General features: G+C 56.9%; 15 protein-coding genes. 7 read left to right on the top strand and 8 right to left on the bottom strand.

All coding sequences use genetic code 11. The annotated features are described in order from the left end of the window. Nucleotides 1–2: 2 nt before the first annotated feature. On the bottom strand, nucleotides 3–896 hold the full coding sequence (locus QZ869_RS12205) for a LysR family transcriptional regulator (protein WP_296105004.1): 894 nt from the start codon (nucleotides 894–896) through the stop codon (nucleotides 3–5). A gap of 94 nt (nucleotides 897–990) precedes the next feature. Here QZ869_RS12205 and QZ869_RS12200 point away from each other — a divergent pair, with 94 nt between their 5' ends. Together QZ869_RS12200 and betC are read left to right on the top strand one after the other, a co-directional pair. Then, nucleotides 991–1,944, top strand: a complete 954-nt coding sequence (locus QZ869_RS12200) for a choline ABC transporter substrate-binding protein (protein ID WP_296105001.1) — start codon at nucleotides 991–993, stop codon at nucleotides 1,942–1,944. 128 nt (nucleotides 1,945–2,072) lie between these two features. Further along, complete coding sequence (gene betC / locus QZ869_RS12195) at nucleotides 2,073–3,587, top strand: choline-sulfatase (protein ID WP_296104998.1); 1,515 nt, start codon at nucleotides 2,073–2,075, stop codon at nucleotides 3,585–3,587. A 57-nt stretch (nucleotides 3,588–3,644) separates the two neighbouring features. Here betC and QZ869_RS12190 read toward each other — a convergent pair whose 3' ends face one another. Continuing rightward, a complete protein-coding gene (locus tag QZ869_RS12190; protein ID WP_296105071.1) occupies nucleotides 3,645–4,337 on the bottom strand; it encodes a DUF72 domain-containing protein in 693 nt (230 codons plus the stop codon). 179 nt (nucleotides 4,338–4,516) lie between these two features. Beyond that, nucleotides 4,517–5,500: an asparaginase gene (locus tag QZ869_RS12185; protein ID WP_296104997.1), complete on the bottom strand. Its 984-nt coding sequence runs from the start codon at nucleotides 5,498–5,500 to the stop codon at nucleotides 4,517–4,519. Between the two features lie 165 nt (nucleotides 5,501–5,665). Between QZ869_RS12185 and QZ869_RS12180 the strand changes: the two genes are divergently transcribed. From QZ869_RS12180 to ggt, 5 genes are all read left to right on the top strand, one after another. Next, the gene (locus QZ869_RS12180) at nucleotides 5,666–6,385 is read left to right on the top strand and encodes a FadR/GntR family transcriptional regulator (protein WP_296104994.1); all 720 of its coding nucleotides are present in this window, start codon (nucleotides 5,666–5,668) and stop codon (nucleotides 6,383–6,385) included. A 41-nt stretch (nucleotides 6,386–6,426) separates the two neighbouring features. Continuing rightward, nucleotides 6,427–7,326 carry a polysaccharide deacetylase gene (locus QZ869_RS12175; RefSeq protein WP_296104990.1) on the top strand — a complete coding sequence of 300 codons (900 nt, stop codon included), beginning with the start codon at nucleotides 6,427–6,429 and terminating at the stop codon, nucleotides 7,324–7,326. Nucleotides 7,327–7,339: 13 nt separating this feature from the next. Next, complete coding sequence (locus QZ869_RS12170; RefSeq protein ID WP_296104988.1) at nucleotides 7,340–7,639, top strand: hypothetical protein; 300 nt, start codon at nucleotides 7,340–7,342, stop codon at nucleotides 7,637–7,639. Further along, nucleotides 7,639–8,685, top strand: a complete 1,047-nt coding sequence (locus QZ869_RS12165; RefSeq protein ID WP_296104985.1) for a GTP-binding protein — start codon at nucleotides 7,639–7,641, stop codon at nucleotides 8,683–8,685. The genes QZ869_RS12170 and QZ869_RS12165 overlap by 1 nt, the downstream gene beginning before the upstream one ends. A 246-nt stretch (nucleotides 8,686–8,931) precedes the next feature. Continuing rightward, a complete protein-coding gene (gene ggt / locus QZ869_RS12160; RefSeq protein ID WP_296104981.1) occupies nucleotides 8,932–10,689 on the top strand; it encodes a gamma-glutamyltransferase in 1,758 nt (585 codons plus the stop codon). A 113-nt stretch (nucleotides 10,690–10,802) separates the two neighbouring features. Here ggt and QZ869_RS12155 read toward each other — a convergent pair whose 3' ends face one another. The 5 genes from QZ869_RS12155 to QZ869_RS12135 form a co-directional block, all read right to left on the bottom strand. Next, nucleotides 10,803–12,806 carry a CocE/NonD family hydrolase gene (locus tag QZ869_RS12155; RefSeq protein WP_296104978.1) on the bottom strand — a complete coding sequence of 668 codons (2,004 nt, stop codon included), beginning with the start codon at nucleotides 12,804–12,806 and terminating at the stop codon, nucleotides 10,803–10,805. Between the two features lie 94 nt (nucleotides 12,807–12,900). Then, nucleotides 12,901–14,514 carry an ABC transporter ATP-binding protein gene (locus tag QZ869_RS12150; RefSeq protein ID WP_296104975.1) on the bottom strand — a complete coding sequence of 538 codons (1,614 nt, stop codon included), beginning with the start codon at nucleotides 14,512–14,514 and terminating at the stop codon, nucleotides 12,901–12,903. After that, nucleotides 14,511–15,335 (bottom strand): ABC transporter permease, encoded by an 825-nt coding sequence (locus tag QZ869_RS12145; RefSeq protein WP_296019702.1) that lies wholly within the window; start codon nucleotides 15,333–15,335, stop codon nucleotides 14,511–14,513. The genes QZ869_RS12150 and QZ869_RS12145 overlap by 4 nt, the downstream gene beginning before the upstream one ends. Further along, nucleotides 15,332–16,279, bottom strand: coding sequence for an ABC transporter permease (locus QZ869_RS12140; RefSeq protein WP_296104972.1), 948 nt, complete (start codon nucleotides 16,277–16,279; stop codon nucleotides 15,332–15,334). The genes QZ869_RS12145 and QZ869_RS12140 overlap by 4 nt, the downstream gene beginning before the upstream one ends. After that, a complete protein-coding gene (locus QZ869_RS12135; RefSeq protein WP_296104966.1) occupies nucleotides 16,279–17,835 on the bottom strand; it encodes an ABC transporter substrate-binding protein in 1,557 nt (518 codons plus the stop codon). Before QZ869_RS12135 ends, QZ869_RS12140 begins: the two co-directional genes overlap by 1 nt. Nucleotides 17,836–17,933 lie beyond the last annotated feature (98 nt).

Here is a 17,933-nt window from a genome sequence, read left to right as displayed (position 1 = left end):
TATTACCTTTCAGATACCAGCCACTCGACCAACTTCCCGACGGCGCTGTCGTTGCTTTTTGACTGCATCAGCCAGTAGCCGCGATCAGGTGCCTCCAGACTTGGACCCGCCGCAACCAACACGCCGGCCTCGACCAAAGGATCAACGAGCCCCGCCCAACCAAGCGCAAATCCCTGTTCTCCAATGGTTGCCTGAACCACCATCGTGTAATTGTTGAAGCTGATGTCGCTCCCTTCTTTCTCCACATCTCTTGGAACGTTGAACTGCTTGAAATAGGCGGGCCAATCCAACCATTGCGCCTGAGAGCTGTTTTCGAGGTGAATGAGTTTTCGTCGGGAGAACTCTGCAATGGAGTGCGATGAAGGTGCATCCACCAGCAAGGCAGGTGAGCAAACCGGCATCACTTTTTCAGATAGCAGCATGACCGCCCCTTCCCCCGCTTCTTCCCGGGTCCCGAAAATGATCATCACATCGCTATCGTGCTTACTCTCACCGAGTGGGCTCTGCGTCGCAACGATCTGGATATTGATGTCGGGATTGAGGGAACGAAAGCCATGCATACGCGGAATGAGCCAGAGCGACGAGAAGGCGTAGTCGGTATGCAAGCGGATAGTTTGACGATCGTCGCTGCGGCGAAGCTGACGCGCCAACAGGTCGATGGCATCGACATTGCGTGCAACGATATCAAATAGCCGCTGCCCCTCGCCGGTCAATTCGATGCCGCGATGTTTACGGCGAATGAGCACCACGCCGAGGTCATCTTCCAGCCTGCGAATCTGATAGCTGACGGCGGGCTGGGTCAGCCTTAGCGATGCCGCAGCAGCCGTCAGGCTGCCGCGACGGGCAACCTCTGTAAAAATGCGCATCCATCCAAGATCGAGCGGCCGATCAGACATAAAAAATCCTTATGGGACTTATCGAAAAATACCCGCTTCACAGCCGAAAACAATGTGGTGTTCAATAAACAGGACTAATAAAAGGGGAGCCGCAATGAAATCTATTTCTCATCTGCATCGCATCGCCGCCGGTCTTTTTCTGTCCGTCGCAGCCTTCTCAACCCCACTTCAGGCGGCCGACGACGCCGCCTGCAAGACAGTCCATCTCAGCGATCCGGGCTGGACCGATATAACGGCGACGAACGGCGTAGCCTCGGTGCTGCTTGAGGCGCTTGGTTACGAGGCCGATGTCAAAACGCTGTCGGTGCCGATCGGCTATCAGGCAATGAAGAACGGCGAGATCGACGTTTTCCTTGGCAACTGGATGCCAGCACAGAAGTCTTTCGTTGATGACCTGAAAGCTGCCAAGGCAGCCGAGGTTTTGGGAAAAAATCTCGAAGGCGCCAAGTTTACGCTCGCGGTTCCGGCCTATATGGCGGAAATAGGCGTCAAGGACTTTGCCGACCTTGCCAAGCATGCCGATGAGTTCGAAAGCAAGATTTACGGCATCGAGCCGGGCGCACCCGCCAATCAAAATATCCAGAAGATCATCGACGCCAACGATTTCGGCCTGAAAGGCTGGCAGCTTGTCGAGTCGGGTGAACAGGCAATGCTGGCGCAGGTGGAGCGCGCCGGCAGAGACAAGAAGGCTGTGGTCTTCCTCGCCTGGGCACCACATCCAATGAATGAGAAGATCGACATCGCTTATCTTTCCGGCGGTGATGCCTATTTTGGTCCGAACTTTGGAGGAGCTGAGGTCTATACGCTTGCCCGCACCGGATGGCCCCAGCAATGCCCGAATGCAGCAAAGCTGTTCAAAAACCTGAAATTCGAAATCGGCATGGAAAATAACCTGATGGGCGCTATTCTCGACGGTCGGGATTCAAAAGCGGCGGCCGCAACCTGGCTGAAAACCAACCCGAAAGCGCTTGACGGCTGGCTGCAGGGCGTAACCACGCTGGATGGCAAACCAGCTTCGGACGCCGTCAAGGCCAAGCTTGCTCTCTAAAAGATAGTGCGTCCTGCTGGACGCACTATCTTCTTCAATCAACTTCAATCTACGAATCTTGCCTTCCGACGATCGATCTCGATTTTCGAGCCGGTGACGTAAGGTCAAAACGTAATCGGACAGCCGAGATGCCGCGCCCCAATATCTTGATCCTCATGGCCGACCAATTCAACGGCACCTTCTTCCCTGATGGCCCGGCCTATTTCCTGCACGCTCCGCATCTAAAGCGATTGGCCGAGCGATCAGTCCGTTTCGCCAACACCTATACCGCAAGTCCACTTTGTGCGCCGGCGCGTGCATCCTTCATGTCCGGGCAATTGCCGAGCCGGACGCGGGTCTATGACAACGCAGCCGAGTTCGCCTCCGATATTCCGACCTATGCACATCATCTGCGGGCCGCGGGTTACTACACCGGCCTTTCAGGGAAAATGCATTTCGTTGGCCCAGACCAGTTACATGGTTTTGAAGAACGGTTGACGACGGATATCTACCCGGCGGATTTCGGCTGGACTCCTGATTACACCAAACCAGGCGAGCGGATCGACTGGTGGTATCACAATCTAGGCTCTGTCACGGGCGCTGGCGTGGCAGAAATCACCAACCAGATGGAATATGACGACGAGGTCGCCTATCACGCAACCCGCAAGCTTTACGACCTATCCCGCCGCCTTGATGACCGCCCGTGGTGCTTGACGGTCAGCTTCACGCACCCGCACGACCCGTACGTGGCGCGGCGCAAGTTCTGGGACCTTTATGAGGATTGCCCGGCACTCGATCCGCACTTGGAAGCAATTCCCTTTAATGAGCAGGACGCGCATTCGAAGCGCCTGCTGGAAGCTTGCGACCACAAGGCCTTCGAAATTACCCACGAGCAGATCCGGCGCGCCCGGCGCGGCTACTTTGCCAACATCTCCTATATCGACGAAAAGATCGGCGAAATCCTCGACGTTCTGAAAGCAACCAGAATGGAAGACGATACGATCATCCTCTTCCTTTCCGACCATGGCGATATGCTTGGCGAGCGGGGGCTGTGGTTCAAGATGTGTTTTTTCGAGGGCTCAGCGCGCGTACCGCTCACGATCGCTGCACCGGGATGGACGCCGCGCCGGATTGAAGCGCCGGTCTCGACACTAGATGTCACGCCCACACTGTGCGGTCTGGCCGGGCTCGATATCAGCACGCTCAAACGCTGGACGGATGGCGAGGATCTGGCTGCAGTGGCGGCGCAAACCGGAGAACGCGGGCCCGTCCCGATGGAATACGCCGCGGAAGGTTCTATCGCGCCGCTGGTTGGTCTTCGCGACGGGCACTACAAGCTCTGCGTTTGCGAAGCCGATCCACCTCTCCTATACGACTTGGCGGCAGATCCCGAAGAGCGAACAAATCTTGCTACAGATCCGGCATTCGGCACCGTTCTCTCGTCTTTGTCTGAAGAAATCGGTCGGCGCTGGCAACTGCCCGTTTTCGATGCGGCCGTCAGGGAAAGTCAAGCGCGGCGCTGGGTGGTCTACAATGCCCTACGCAACGGGGCCTACTACCCTTGGGATTACCAGCCACTGCAAAAAGCCTCGGAACGCTACATGCGCAACCACATGGACCTCAACGTCCTGGAGGAAAACCAACGTTATCCGCGCGGCGAGTGACATATGATAGGGAGACGAGCGCGGCGGTCGTCATGCTCGTCCTCCCGACATCCGAACTTAGCTGATTTCAAGCGCGCTCAGCGCGTTGTCGATCGCCGCGCCTGAGGCAGTATTGTCAAATACGCACCATCCTTGCGGTGCCGAGAGATCCAGAAAAGACCTGATCTCTGCATCGGTGTAGCTCGAATAATACATCCTAGGCTTGCCGTGGAGACGGACGTATTTCGGTGGTTCGCCGAAATTTTCCGCGGCCCATACCGGTGCGGGGTCGGCAAGAACCCGGTCGATCCCGTAGCTCCTCAATAGATCGAGCGCATCGCTCGATGCCCAGCTTTCGTGCCGCACCTCGATGACCATCTGCCCTTCGTCGGCGTTGCGCATCGCCTTGAACGCAGGAGCAAAGACATCGACATCGAATTTTAATGAAGGCGGCAACTGGCAGAGCAGCGGCCCGCGCTTCCTGTCCAGCGGCGCGATGTCCTCAAGGAAGGTGTCGAACGCCCCTGCAATGTCCTTCATCGCTCTTGCGTGGGTAATCTCTTTTGGGATTTTTATCGCGAACCGAAAGCTGTCGGGAACGGCTTCCGCCCACCGCGCAAATGTCGATGGCTTATGCCGCCGGTAGAAGGTGGAATTGATCTCGACGCCGTCGAACACCGACGCGTATCGCGAAAGGCCACTCCCCTCTTGAGAGAACCGTTGAGCCACTGTCTTGGGAATAGACCAGGCAGCGGTAGCGATGATCCGCAACTCCATGTCCTCTCCCGATTTGCACAATGGACGCCAAACAAAGCAGCCTGTCGCACGGTTCCGCAACACGCGGCCCATAGAGCCGACAGGCTCAAGCCGCGATCGCCTTCGGATGGAGAAGAATGGAGCTTTCGATGTAAACCCAGCGTGTGAGCGCCTTAGAACGGGTCATCTCATGCTCAAAGACCGAAGCGTTCCACCTCACTGCGAACCTCTTCGACACCAAGACCGCATCCGAGCAATAGGGAAACGAGAACACGTGCCTTCTGAGAACTGAGGTCGCCCGCGAAGATTACGCCGCCTTCGGCAAGCGTTTTGCCACCGCCGTTTCCGTAGATCGGTTTGACGCGCCCGCGCTGGCACCGGCTGGTCATGATGACGGGAGTGCCGCTTTTTACCAGATCGATAGCGGCTGCCGTGACGGCGGGGGGCGCATTGCCCCGCCCGAAACCTTCGATAACCACAGCCTTGACGCCATTCGAAGCAGCGAAGCGTAGGAAGCGATCGCTTGATCCGATACCGAGCTTGACGATCTCGATGTCGGCTTCGACCCGTGATGCAGATATTTTGCCTTGGACCAATGGGCGACGGTGAACGATGACCCTATCGCCATCGACTTCGCCAAGCTTGCCATGTTCGGCAGAGATAAACGTGTCGGTCCGAGATGTGTGCGACTTCGTGACGTCACGGGCGGCATGAAACTCCTGCTCGAAGCAAAGCAGAACGCCGAGGCCACGGGCAACGGAGGACGCAGCAATGCGAACGGCATCGCCGATGTTGCGTGGCCCGTCCGCGTCCGGTTCATCCGCGGCGCGTTGCGCACCGGTAAAAACAACTGGCTTTTCGCTGTCGATCAGAAGATCGGCCATATAGGCACTCTCCTCCATCGTGTCGGTTCCATGGGTCACGACGACACCATCGATCCTCGGGTCCGCCAAATGCTCTCTGATCCTGCATGCGAGTGCAAAGGCATCCTCAAGCGAGAGCGCGAAACTGCCCACCGTCATGAACTCATCGACGAGCAATTCGACGTCATCCAGACGGCTACCGAGCAATGCTCTCAGCTCGGCACCACCAAGTTTGGCCGTTACGTGGCCAGTACTGGCGTTCTTCTGCGATGCAATCGTCCCGCCTGTCGTGATGAGGCAAACTGTCTTCTTCATCCTATCCCCCACTCTTCATCTAAGCTTACCTTGGCCTGACCAATATTGTCAAATGCCTAAGGATAAGCCACATAGTGCCTATAATTTGACGTTGACGGCCTGACCAAAATGCGATTTCCTTCTCCTGTAATCTTATTTGGTCAGACCAAGAGAGAGAAGCGGCTGGTGATAGACGGCGTCTTCAGGAAGCAAAGTGAGGCGGATGCTGTCGGCGAAAGCGCGGTGGCGGCGACGGTCAGAACGTTGGCTTCGATGATCGCCGATGGACGCTGGCCGGCGGGGACAGCACTTCCGCCGCAACGAGAGCTTGCGAAGCTCCTGGACATAAGTCGCGCTACACTTCGTGAAGCGATTTCGGTTCTCTTGACCATTGGCAAGATCAAGGCTCGAGACAATGGCAGAGGTTTCACGATAGCGGATCTGACGCAAAGCCAGACCTGGTCGAGCGCGGCACCCTATTCGCTGCGGGAAGTCTACCAACTGCGGCACGTTGTCGAAAGCTACGCGGCACAGCTTGCAGCCATGTCCCGAACGGACGCCGATCTTGCGCGACTTCGTCAGGCGCTCGATGCGTTCCGGCGTGCCGCAATTTCCAGCGACCTGAGCGCCTATGCAGAGGCCGACTTCGAGTTCCACCGCCAGATTCTGGCGCTTTGCGGCAACCGGCTTCTCGTCGACATGCACCGCACTTTTGCAGATGTGATGCAGGAGAGCCAGCGTATGCCGGTGTTGCGCCCGGGGGATCTCTGGCCTGCCGTCAAGGAGCACGAATTGATCCTCGAAGCCATTGAGCGCGGCGATCCGGACGGCGCCAATTATTACATGCGCAAGCATATCAGTATGGGGGGCAGCCGCTCAGGCCTTGCCCCGTCCGAACTGCCTTGAGTTCAACCCGGCCTGACCGGCCAAGCGAGAAGGAATGGATTATGGCGAAAGAAATACTGGTGTCCTATGGCATTGACGTCGATGCCGTCGCGGGCTGGCTCGGCTCCTATGGCGGGGAAGACAGCCCTTGCGACATCTCACGCGGTGTATTCGCAGGTAAGGTCGGCTCTGTTCGTCTGCTCCGTCTTTTCGAAAAATGGGGTATCAAGACTACCTGGTTTATCCCCGGACACTCGATCGAGACATTCCGGGATGAAATGAAGCAGGTCGCCGACGCCGGACACGAGATCGGCATGCATGGCTACAGTCACGAAAACCCCATCGCCATGACGCCGGAGCAGGAAGAAGCCATCTTCGACAAATGCGTCGATCTCATCACCAAGCTTTCGGGAAAGCCGCCCCGTGGCTATGTGGCTCCATGGTGGGAATTTGGCTCCAAGACCAACGAACTGTTGAAGCAAAAGGGCATTCTTTACGATCACTCCTTGATGCACAACGACCACCATCCCTACTACGTGACCGTTGGAGACGAGTGGACGAAAATCGATTACTCCAAGCATCCGTCGCACTGGATGAAGCCGTTTACCCAAGGGCCGGAAACCGATCTGATAGAAATTCCGGCCTCCTGGAACCTCGACGATCTGCCCCCGATGATGTTCATCAAGGCCGCCCCCAACAGCCACGGCTTCGTCAACCCACGCGATCTCGAGCAGATGTGGATCGACCAGTTTGACTGGGTCTACGAGAACTACGATTACGCCGTCTTTCCGCTCACCATCCATCCGGATGTCTCCGGCAAGCCGCATGTTCTCAAAATGCATGAGCGCATCTTCGAACACATCCGCCAGTTCGACGGAGTAAGATTCGTTACCATGGAGGAAATCGCCGCCGATTTCGCCAAGCGATATCCACGCAGCGGCACGGCGCGTCCAAAGTCGTAAAGGGAGGTTTTCCATGTGCGGCCTGTGCGGTGCGCTTGGCGCAGCCGATCATTGGAGCAGTGGCGGTCGCGGCGTTGCAAGCGCAACGCCCGCTGCCGAACGTTATCGACAGGCCAGCGCCGTCAATATGATCCTTGATCATTACGGTCTGCGATTGAAGGTCTGGAACGATCGCTATGTTCTCCAAGGCCGCACCGGCAAAAGCGCGGTCGTGGACCATATCGGCCAGCTTTGGCCACTTGCCGAGGCCTTCGCGGGCGTCGAGATCGACCCTCTCGATCCCGCTCTCATGTCTAAGGTGGGGGTCGCCTGATGAACACTGGCGCGCAGCAGCCGATCGTCGTCAATATTCTGACCGGATTTCTCGGCGCCGGCAAGACGACTCTGCTCAACGCATTGCTGTCCCGCCCCGACTTTTCCGATGCCGCAGTCATCATCAACGAGTTCGGTAGCATCGGTCTCGATCATCTTTTGGTCGAAACGATAGAGGATGACACGTTGCTCCTGCAGAGCGGTTGCATCTGTTGCACCATCCGCGGCGATCTCAAGCAGGCAATCCTCTCGCTGTTCGAGAAACGTCAATCAGGTCGCATAGGCCCCTTCTCCCGACTGATCATCGAAACGACAGGACTTGCCGATCCAGCCCCGATCGTCGCAACGCTGACCGCAGACCTGATGCTGAAATATCATTTCTCCATGGGCAATATCGTCACAGTCGTAGAGGTGCCGAATGGGCGGCACAACATCGGGACCTATACCGAAAGCGCTCGACAGGTCGCCGTAGCGGACCGGCTCGTCATCACGAAATCGGACATCGCCGGACCCGAGGCTACACATGAGTTGATCTCCACCCTATCGATAATGAACCCAACGGCCAGCATCGAAATCTCCGATCCGTCGAACGCGGCTGCAAGCCTAATCTTGACTGAGGATATCCATGACCTCACAGCCCGGCCAGCCGATGTTCGGCGTTGGATAGCTGCGGAGCGATATCACGATCACGCACATACAACGGTTCAAAACGTCAACATGCATGGAGCAATTCGCTCCGTTTCAGTGACCACGCAAAACCCTATTTCATGGCCACGCTTCTCGACATGGCTCTCCTTGCTCGTCAACAGGCATGGCGAGAAGTTACTCCGCGTGAAGGGTATCATTGCCGTCGAAGGGCACAGTACGCCAGTTGTGATCCACGGTGTCCAGCATCTCATTCACAAGCCCGTCCATCTTTCCGAATGGCCAGACGGCGCTAAAGGGTGCGTGCTCGTCTTTATCACAGACGGTGACATCGGTGATATCGCCCGGTCATTCTCGGCTTTTGTTAAGGCAGCACCGGATGCCGGTTCAGAGATTTCATAAAACCGTTCGCATTCATAACCGGCCCGCGCCTGCTGAAAAATCGCGATGATCGGCCAAACTGCAGGGCGCTTCGTCGATATGATCGACAGGTGGTGAAACAGCGATCATAGTGCCGTACTATTGGACATCTTCGGCACCAATCGCAAAGGCCGGCAATCATATTGGCTTCGCTCGCGACGAGTTTGGCGCCGCTCAAGGCCCAACGGACGGAATTTTCGCATCACGCGCATTGGGAAGGGTAGACCGATGAAAACGAGATTTTTGGCGCAAGCCTTTGTTGCATTCGCTTTGTTCACCCCCGCTGCGATTGCCCAGCAGGCATCCGACATCGTGGCTCCGGAGAAAGCCACCAGGGTTGCGACGGCCCAACGCGTCGAGGCGAAGAATTTCATGGTGGCAGCGGCAAACCCGCTTGCCGCCGAAGCAGGCCGCGATGTGATTGCAAAGGGCGGCAATGCGATCGACGCGATGGTGGCAGTGCAGACTGTTCTTGGTCTTGTGGAGCCGCAGAGTTCGGGTCTGGGCGGCGGCGCATTCCTGGTCTATTACGACGCCAAAAGCGGAAAACTCACCACATTCGACGGCCGGGAGACGGCTCCGATGGAGGCCACACCAAAGCTTTTCCTGGACGAAAGCGGCCAACCACTCAAATTCATGGCTGCGGTTGTGGGCGGCCGATCCGTAGGTACACCGGGAACGGTGCGCCTTCTGGAAGAGGTGCATAAACGCTACGGGAGAACAGATTGGGCTGGCCTGCTGGAACCGGCAAAAACGTTGGCGGCAAACGGTTTTCAGGTATCGCCTCGACTTGCTTCCCTCGTTGCATCCGAAGGCGACCGCCTGAAGACTTACAAAGATACGACGGCGTATTTCTTCGACAAATCCGGGGCTGCCCTTAAAGCAGGAACGCAGTTGAAAAACCCGGCCTATGCCGAAACTCTCGCACTGCTTGCTGACGGTGGCGCCGACGCTTTCTATAAGGGGAAGATCGCCGAGGCCATCGTGAAGACTGTACGAGAAGCGGCAGGCAATCCCGGCGCTCTTTCACTGGCCGACCTCTCCAACTATCGCATCATCGAACGGCAACCGGTGTGCTTCACCTATCGTGCTCTTGATGTGTGCGGGATGGGGCCACCATCTTCCGGCGCAATCGCCGTCGGCCAAATTCTCGGCGTGTCGGAGCATTTCGATTTGAAAGCCCTGGGTCCTGAGAATGTCGAAAGCTGGCGCATCATCGGCGACGCGCAACGCCTGGCCTTCGCCGACCGCGAGCGGTACGTCGCCGACACAAGTTTCGTGCCGCTGCCCATCAAGGGCCTGATTGACAAGTCCTATCTCGACGAACGAGCCAAGCTACTGGATGGAGACAAGGCGTTGGCCAAAGAGGAGGTCAAAGCTGGCGAACCGGGATGGGACCACGCATTCCTGTTCGGCAAGGACGCGGCTCTCGAATTGCCCTCTACGAGTCATTTCGTCATCGTCGACAAGGAGGGCAACGTCGTTTCCATGACGACGACAATCGAAAACGGCTTCGGGTCGCGATTGATGACGAACGGCTTCCTGCTGAATAACGAAATGACGGATTTCTCTTTCAAGACACATGATGGTGGCCTGCCGGTCGCCAATCGCGTAGAGCCGGGCAAACGACCGCGCTCATCGATGGCGCCGACCATCGTGATGAAAGACGGCAAGCCGCTGCTGGCCATTGGTTCGCCGGGCGGCAGCCAAATTATCGGTTATGTCGCACAAGCCCTGATTGGCTATATTGACTGGGGTATGCCGGTCGAAGCGGTTGTAGCCCAGCCTCACCTGATCAATCGGTTCGGGACCTATGATCTTGAAGCTGGGACAAGCGCAGAGTCCATGGCCGAACCCTTGCAAGCCTTGGGCTACGAAGTGAAGGCAGGTGAGATGAATTCTGGTCTACACGCAATCGAGATCACCCCGAACGGCCTCGTCGGAAGCGCAGATCCGCGCCGCGAAGGTATCGCTGTAGGCGAATAGCGACGACCTCAGAAGTATCGGGCCGGCAGGCCAAGCGGCGAAAGTATCGTGCCAGATAGCGAATGGTACTCGAACACCATCCGCTATCTGCTCTCACTCAACGACCCTGCTGGTCAAATCAAGTCGCGGTCGAAACGTTCGTCCCACTCACGTGTCTTGACCAGCGCGCCATTTTCGAATGCCGACAACTCGCCTGACAGATAGAACGTATTCTCGTCAGAACGCATTTCCGTGCGGCTCTCGATTCTGATCCGCCACCCGTCCCGGCCCATCTCATAGGCCTGGGTAAGCACATATTTCGCCGACAACGGATCGTCGTCCTTGATCGTAAGCTCTCTGCGGAGACTGTGACTGAGTTGGGTATCGATCTCGTCAAAGCGGATCACGCCCTCTCCGAACAATCCGCCGACGCCCTCGGTTACATAGGTGTTGATCCCGGTTTCGTGATCCTGCTCGGTCCAACGCCGAACGGTGCCCGAATCTACTTGCGTCGTCGGGGTGAAAGGCCCATGAGCAGGACTTTCGAAACTGACCGGCGACACCTCAGACCGCGCGCGAACTGGCAGTTCGAGTGTACTTTCGGCGACAGAGACGCTTAAGGTCGCATCATAGGGCGATGGCCAAACCATTGGCCAGTAGGCCGTGGCGATGGCAAGTTGCAAACGGTGGCCTTTGGCAAAACGATATCCGCAATCGTTTAGTTTGATTGTCACATCATAGAAGCGGCCTGGCTCGAGCGCTCTTGGCTCTTCGTGGCTATCGCGATGTGTCAGATTGAATACCTGATAGCTGACGCGCGTCACACGGCCATCCGGCAGGACATCGTTCAGGCGCAGCGACACTTGCGCGACAGGGCAGTCTGCGGCAACGCGCAGACGCACGACCGGAGTGCCCAGCACGTCAAAATCATCCTGCAAAAGCTCGGTTTCGAACACCAGTGCGCCGCCATTATCGAGCCGCTGATCCGTCGGATGCTCGCCTGGGCAACCTGTCGCCATCCATTCGCCACCAGCCTTTCCGTGACTTTGCGGCGAGCGGATCTTGAGTATCGCCGCTTCTCCTCTTTCGGTCCCGAGCGTATGGTGAGCCCCGAAATGGAGTGGCTTGATTGAGATATCGGGCGATGGCCATGTCGCTTCGCCAACCCAGCGGCCTTCTGTTGATATCCGTGTGCCGGTCGGCTCGATGCTATCGCTGACGAAGGCTCGCATCATGGGTTCTTCCATGATGCCCGTATCTTTGCCCTTCAGCCACTGATCCCACCAACGCGTTGCCTCTTGCAGAAAGCCGATGGCAGGGCCCGGAACGCCATCCTGAGGATAGATGTGTCCCCATGGGCCAATAATAGCACGACGAGGCACCTGCAGCTTTTCCAAAAGCCTCGAAACGGGATTGGTATAACTGTCTGCCCACGCTCCAATTGCCAGCACAGGGCACTGGATCGCGCTCCAATCCTCGCAGACAGAACCGTGTTTCCAGTAATCGTCATAGCGCTGATGTTCGAGCCAGAGAGCCGGAAAGAACGGAAGGCTATCGAGCCGTTCGAGCCAACGTTCACGCCAGACATCGCCAACGATCTTGGGGTCAAGCGGGCGGCTCTGGTACGCCAGCATGATTGTGCCCCACCACAAATTGTCGTTGAGCAACAGACCGCCCATGTAATGAATATCATCGGTATAACGATTATCCGTAGAGTAGGCTGTAATGATCGCCTTCAATGCAGGAGGGCGACGGGCGGCGACCTGCAAACTGTTGAAGCCACCCCAGCTCTTGCCCATCATGCCGACATTGCCGCTGCACCAGGGCTGGTGTGAAATCCACTCAATGACTTCAAGAGCGTCATCCTGCTCCTGCTTGAGATATTCGTCAGCCATATGCCCATCGGATTCACCCGTGCCGCGCATATCGACGCGAATGGCCGCGTAGCCTTGGCTGGCGAAATAGCTGTGCATGGGCTCATCTCGTCCGCGAGTCCCATCGCGTTTGCGGTAGGGAATATATTCGAGAATGGCTGGCACCGGCGATCGATCCGCATCGTCCGGCAGCCACAGGCGTGCGCCAAGGCGCGTGCCATCCCTCAAGGGAATCCAGATATGTTCTTGAACATGCACAGTCATTTTCAGATATTCCAGTCAGATCAGAAGCGCTGGCAGGTAACCAGCGCGAAAATTACAAATCCCCGACGGCGATGCTGGATCGCCGCCGTTTCGATCATGCGGCGGAGATGCTTCGCTTTGAAAGGACGTCATCAAGCCAGTCGCGCCGCAGTTCCGGCACGGAGGTGATAAGTTGCTCGGTGTAGGGCTGGTGGGGCGGCGCAAAGACGTCTGCGGTGGGACCTATTTCAACGATCCGGCCATGCTGCATCACCATCGTCCGATCAGCAAGCCTGCGAACCACGCCCAAATCATGGGTGATGAACAGGTAGGAAACCGAGAGTTCATCTTGCAATGAACGCAGCAATCGTAAGATTTCCTCTGCCACCAGCGGGTCCAGCGCCGACGTCACCTCATCGCAAATGATAAGATCAGGACGGGCTGCCAGGGCTCTGGCGATACAGACACGCTGCTTCTGCCCGCCGGAGAGTGCCTTTGGCAGGCGCTCGGCAAAGTCTCTCGGCAGTCCGACAAGGTCCAGTAAACGCTCGACCTCCGAAGTTCGCTCGTCATCCGCCATCTTGAAATAGAAGGTCATCGGACGGCCGATGATATCGCCAACCGTTTGGCGAGGATTAAGGGCAACATCGGGAAGCTGATAAACCAACTGAATCCGGCGAAGCTCTTCCCGGCTCCGTTTCTTGTAACTGTCGGCAAGCCGGTGACCGGCAAGAGAAACCACGCCCGAAGAATGGGGCGGCAAACCTGCGATAACGCGGGCGAGCGTGGATTTCCCCGAGCCGGATTCTCCGACAACGGCCAGCGTTTCGCCGCGGCGCAGTGTCAGATGAATATTGTCCAGAACCTTCTTTCGTCCGTAATAGGAGGTGACATCACGCACCTCAAGCAGGACCTCACCACTCTTGTGGTGCGCGTCTTGCCCCGACATGGTCGTTTCGCGTTCAGAAACTAGCCGCCTGGTGTAATCTTCCTGGGGGTGCTCCAGAATTTGCTCGGCAGTCCCTTCCTCGACCCGTTTTCCATGGCGCAGCACCATGATGCTGTCAGCCACCTGCGCCACGACCGCCAGATCGTGCGTGATGTAGAGCGCAGCGGTGTTATAGCGCTGGATAAGATTGCGTAGCAGGGCGAGAACCTCGATCTGCGTAGTCACGTCAAGCGCTGTGGTCGGCTCGTCAAGCACGAGGATATCGGGACGACATGACATGGCCATGGCCACCATGGCGCGCTGCAACTGACCGCCGGAGACCTGATGCGGATATCGGCTACCAAAATTGAGGAAGTCAGGAAGTTGAAGCGCTTCGAGCAATTCCAGCATCCAGGCTTCTGCCTCTTGCCGGTTCATGATGCCGTGGTAGAGCGGACCCTCGATAATCTGTTCACCGATCTTCATTGCCGGGTTGAATGCCGCAGCAGCACTTTGTGCAACATAGGCGATGCGTGCTCCACGAACCGCTTCACGTCCGGCACGACCTGCAGTCATCAAAGATACGCCATCAACGACAATCTCTCCGTCGATGATCCGGCAACCATTTCGACCATAGCCCATCGCTGCGAGGCCTATGGTGGATTTGCCCGCCCCCGATTCACCGATCAGCCCTTTGACTTCGCCCTTCGCCAGATCAAGATCGATACCATCGACCAGAACGGCGCCGTTCGGTGCAGCGACTTTCAAGCCGCGGATTTTCAGAACCTTGCTATCGCTCATCGATCCGCTCCTTGAATTGCGCTTCGTCCGGCCAGCAGCCAGTCAGCGACAAGATTGACGCCGATGGTGAGAATGGCGATCGCGGCTGCAGGATAAAGCGGCGCATAGAGCCCATAAAGGATAGCCTGCTGGTTGTCTTTCACCATGCCACCCCAGTCCGCAAAGGGTGGTTGAATGCCAAGTCCCAAAAATGAAAGACCGGCAACGAAAAGAAAGGTGAAGCAGAAACGCAGACCGAATTCAGCAATCAGCGGCGGAAGCGCATTGGGCAATATCTCCTTGAATACCAGCCATAAAAGGCCTTCCCCACGCAAACGTGCCGTTTCGGCATATTCGAGAACATTGATACCCTGAGCGACGATACGCGCCAGGCGAAATACACGGGTGGAGTCCAGCAAGGCAATGGTTACGATGAGGACTGGTATGGACGAACCCAGCGCCTGCAACACGACAAGAGCCGAAATCAACACGGGAATGCACATAACGGTATCGACGATGCGCGAAAGAACGGTATCGAGCCAGCCGCCAAAGATGGCTGCAATGAAACCAAGCGTGATCCCGATCGTAAACGACAGCAAGGACGCAGCCAGCGAAACACCGATCGACATTTGCGCGCCAGCAAGGATACGCGAGAGCATGTCACGCCCGTTCTGATCAAGACCGAACCAATGTGCAGCCGAGGGTGGATCGAAGGGTGATCCGACGATTTCTTCTTGGCCAAAGGGCGCGATATGCGGCCCGGCCAAGAACAGGATGAGATTGAAAGAAATGATGAAGAGGCCGACCCAGGCGGTCGGGGTAACTGAACGCAAAAATTTCATCGGGCGTGCCTCAGGCGCGGATTGAGCGCGATGGCCGAGACATCGGCAATGATGTTCAAAATGACGTAAGCGGTGCCGAAGACGAGCGCCGCAGCCTGAACCAGCGGCAGGTCGCGCTTGGAAACAGCATCGACCATGAAGCGACCTAGTCCATTGTAATTGAAGACGGCCTCGACAAGCACGACGCCGGTAATGAGATAAGCGATGTTGAACGAGACGACGTTGACGATCGGGGCTGCTGCGTTGGGAAGCGCGTGGCGCAGGACAGCACGCTTGGTCCGCAGTCCCTTGAGATAAGCGGTTTCCACATAGGCCTGATCCATCACGGCTAGAACGGCGGTCCGGGTCATCCGCAACATCTGAGCCACGGTCACCAGAACCAGTGTCAGAGCCGGAAGCGTCGTCGCCTTCAGCCAGTCGGCAAATCCCATGCCCGGATAGGTATCCGCCAGGCTTGGCAGCAGATTGTATTGTACCGAGACGAAGAGGATAAGGAGAAGACCCAGAAAATACTCCGGGAGCGACACGAAGGCGAGCGCAACAATGTTGACGGCCCGGTCGAACAGGCTTCCTCGCCAGATGGCACTGAACAGTCCCAGGACCACCGCGACCGGCACCGATATGATGGCCGCGTAGAAAGCGAGCGCCATGGTATTCCAAAATCTGGGCCACAAAAGATCTGCTACCGGCTGCCGGTTGGCAAGAGAATTACCGAGGTCGCCGGTCATAAACCCGCTGAGCCATGCCAGATAGCGATGCAAGATGGGTTGATCGAGGCCGAGTTCGGTTCGCAAGACGGCGAGAGACTCAGGCGTTGCGTTTTGTCCGAGTATCGCTGACGCCACATCACCGGGTAGAAGCTGTGTGCCGGCGAAAATCAGCGCCGACACGAGCAGAAGCGTCAGAATACCCAAAGCGACGCGCTTCAGGATGAGGATAGTCATTACGCGTCCAACCAGACCTTTTCAGCAAGACGAGCACCCATGAAATTGAACATCGGGTGTGTGGTTACGCCTTTGAGTTTCTTGGAGGTGGCGTCAAGATAATCGCCGAACATGGGTATCATCGCGCCGCCCTCGTTTGATATCAGAGCCTGCAGTTCGGCGTAGATTTCCTTGCGCTTGGCATCGTCCAGAAGCGCACGAGCCTCCACCAGCTTCTTGTCGAAGGTCTCGTTCTTCCAGTGTGTGTCGTTCTGTGCCGAGGTCGACTGGTATGCAATAGTCAGCATCTGGTCGGCGGTTGGGCGACCGCCCCAATAGGACATGCAGAAGGGTGCCTTCATCCAGACATTGTCCCAGTAACCATCCGCAGGTTCGCGCTTGATGGACACGTCAATGCCACCCTTCGCCGCACTGGTACGGAAAATTGCCGCAGCGTCGACCGCGCCGGAAAATGCTGCGTCGGAGGCGGAAATCTCGACTTTCAGCGTGTCGAGGCCCGCCTGCTTCAGATAGAACTTCGACTTCTCCGGATCATAGGGCCGCTGTGGCAAATCGGCGGCATAAAAGCGGTCGGAACTTGGGATCGGATGGTCATTGCCGATGCGACCGTAACCCCGCAGAGCCGTCTTCAAAAGCTGCTCGCGATCGATGGCGTGCTTGATCGCGAGACGGATATTGTTGTCCGTATAGGGAGCCTGCGTGCAATCCATCAGGAAGGTGAAGTGCTGCCCGCCTGCCGACTGAACGATGTTGAGATTTGGATTGCGGCGCAACAGATCGACAGTCTTGAAGTCAAGTTGGTTGATCGCGTGGACCTGACCGGACATCATCGCGTTGGTGCGTGCAGCAATATCGTTGATAACGATCACTTCGACAGCGTCGACATGAGCGGCATTCGGCTTCCAGTAGCTTGGATTGCGCGTAAAGCGCGAGCGGACACCTGGATCATAGCTTTCGAACACGAAAGGACCTGTGCCGACCGGCTTGTTGAAATCCGTCCAGCCTTCGGGAACGACAAGGAAGTGATAATCCGAGAGGATGTAGGGAAGGTCAGCGTTCCCGCTTTCCAGGACGATCTTGATTTCGCTATCCGAAACTTTCTCGACCGTTTTCAAAGCCGAAGCAACCGATCGGGCCGCAGACGTCGTTTCACCGCGATGGAGATTGATAGAGTATATTACGTCCTCGACCGTCAAAGCCTTGCCGTTGTGGAACGTCACGCCTTGACGCAGCTTGAACACCCACTCTTTCGCGCCCGGCTGCGCTTCCCAGCTTTCCAGAAGCTCTGGAACGGCGTGATTGTTCGCGTCGATCTCGACCAGGCCGTTCATGATCATGAAGGCTTGATTGACCGGAACCCAGTCTTTCAGAATCCGTGGATCGAGATTATCGGTGGTGCTACCTCCTCCGATACCAAGCTTCAGGACGCCGCCTTTCTTGGGTGTCTGAGCATCTTGAGCGTTTGCTTGCGTAATGAAGCCAGCTGAAATTGCGGTGAGACCGGCTGCCCCGATAAGAAAGCTGCGTCGATCAATCGAAAAAGGGGAGTCAGTCATATCGCGGTTCCCTGTTTTTATCGTAGCCGGTCGTAGGCCGGCTGTCGGGGGTCTGGCCTATCGTACTCAGCGGTTCGGCACTAGAGAGAGAGCCCATT

Origin of the sequence: uncultured Agrobacterium sp., from assembly GCF_913777885.1 — a bacterium.
GTDB lineage: Bacteria > Pseudomonadota > Alphaproteobacteria > Rhizobiales > Rhizobiaceae > Agrobacterium.
The sequence above is the reverse complement of the archived record's forward strand: the minus strand, read 5'-3'. Positions and strand labels throughout refer to the sequence as shown.

Bases quoted from the DNA above. Each gene is read 5' to 3' on its own strand.
- QZ869_RS12205 (WP_296105004.1), bottom strand. From the start codon at position 896: ATGTCTGATCGGCCGCTCGATCTTGGATGGATGCGCATTTTTACAGAG.
- QZ869_RS12200 (WP_296105001.1), top strand. From the start codon at position 991: ATGAAATCTATTTCTCATCTGCATCGCATCGCCGCCGGTCTTTTTCTG.
- betC (WP_296104998.1), top strand. From the start codon at position 2,073: ATGCCGCGCCCCAATATCTTGATCCTCATGGCCGACCAATTCAACGGC.
- QZ869_RS12185 (WP_296104997.1), bottom strand. From the start codon at position 5,500: ATGAAGAAGACAGTTTGCCTCATCACGACAGGCGGGACGATTGCATCG.
- QZ869_RS12175 (WP_296104990.1), top strand. From the start codon at position 6,427: ATGGCGAAAGAAATACTGGTGTCCTATGGCATTGACGTCGATGCCGTC.
- QZ869_RS12170 (WP_296104988.1), top strand. From the start codon at position 7,340: ATGTGCGGCCTGTGCGGTGCGCTTGGCGCAGCCGATCATTGGAGCAGT.
- QZ869_RS12165 (WP_296104985.1), top strand. From the start codon at position 7,639: ATGAACACTGGCGCGCAGCAGCCGATCGTCGTCAATATTCTGACCGGA.
- ggt (WP_296104981.1), top strand. From the start codon at position 8,932: ATGAAAACGAGATTTTTGGCGCAAGCCTTTGTTGCATTCGCTTTGTTC.
- QZ869_RS12155 (WP_296104978.1), bottom strand. From the start codon at position 12,806: ATGACTGTGCATGTTCAAGAACATATCTGGATTCCCTTGAGGGATGGC.
- QZ869_RS12150 (WP_296104975.1), bottom strand. From the start codon at position 14,514: ATGAGCGATAGCAAGGTTCTGAAAATCCGCGGCTTGAAAGTCGCTGCA.
- QZ869_RS12145 (WP_296019702.1), bottom strand. From the start codon at position 15,335: ATGAAATTTTTGCGTTCAGTTACCCCGACCGCCTGGGTCGGCCTCTTC.
- QZ869_RS12140 (WP_296104972.1), bottom strand. From the start codon at position 16,279: ATGACTATCCTCATCCTGAAGCGCGTCGCTTTGGGTATTCTGACGCTT.
- QZ869_RS12135 (WP_296104966.1), bottom strand. From the start codon at position 17,835: ATGACTGACTCCCCTTTTTCGATTGATCGACGCAGCTTTCTTATCGGG.